Source organism: Streptomyces sp. NPDC025793, from assembly GCF_055558375.1.
Genome location: NZ_JBVHMR010000170.1, coordinates 1 through 1,004 on the forward strand (window position 1 = coordinate 1; position 1,004 = coordinate 1,004).

Sequence of the window (1,004 nt, forward strand, 5' to 3'; positions counted from 1 at the left end):
TCAGCCGCGAGGAGGCCGGTCCGTAGCAGACGTAGTACGCGATCTCGGTGGGGTCGCTGACACTGCGGCGGGCCAGCACCCAGTGCCCGAAGCCGTCTTCCCAGCAGGGGCGGATCGCGACGCGTGCCCAGTCGTAGACGCGTTCGCCGTGCGCGCCCGGCCCGCCCGACAGCCGCTTCCAGCGTTGCCGGGGCAGCGCGGCGATCAGCTCGTCGACCCGTTTCTCGGACCAACGGGTCGTGATGACCGTGTCGTTGACCTTGGTGGCCATCACATGGGCGATGCCGCGCTGTTCCAGCCAGACACGTGTGTGCTTGACCTGTCCGTATGCCTCGTCCGCGGTCACCCATGCGAACGGCACACCGGCGTCGACGGCGCGTTGCAGCATCTGTCTGAAGTGCTCGTTCTTGGTTGCGAAACAGATCTCGTCGCCGATGCCGGCGGCCCGACAGCGGTCCCGGTCATCGGTCCAGGAGGCCGGGAGGTAGAGCTCGCGGTCGATCAGGGCACGTCCCCGGGCCGAGGCGTAGGCCAGGAAGGTGCCGATCTGGCAGTTTTCCGTGCGGCCGGCAGTACCCGAGTATTGGCGCTGGACGCCGGCGGATTTGGTGCCTTTCTTCAGGAAGCCGGTGTCGTCGCAGATCAGGACGCCGTCTGGGCTGCCGATGGTCTCCGCGACGAAGTCACGGACGTCGTCGCGGACCGCGTTCTCGTCCCAGTCGGAGAGGTTGAGCAGGCGCTGGACACCGTCCGGGCGGAGCTGGCCGACCTGCTCGGCCAGCGTCCAGCCGTTCTTCTTCTCCAAAGGTGCGACCAGCCCCTGAAGGTAGTCCAGTGCCCGCTCGCGCGGCTCGGACCTGCCAAAACGGTGGGCGAACCGGGCATGCAGCCCGGCTATCCCCTCGGACCACGACTCAATTTGCTCGACCGTCAGCACATCAGCACACAGTCACATCAACGACAGGCGACGTTGATCGTCACCCCAGATGCGGTTGCAGTACTAG

Annotated in this window: 1 protein-coding gene; it reads right to left on the reverse strand. The window is 66.6% G+C overall.

Annotation, left to right across the window (positions count from 1 at the left end; translation table 11 throughout):
* Positions 1 to 919 (reverse strand): IS701 family transposase (locus tag ACZ4MF_RS49120; RefSeq protein ID WP_467500979.1); only part of this gene is annotated, 919 nt, incomplete at its 3' end.
* Positions 920 to 1,004: the final 85 nt, after the last annotated feature.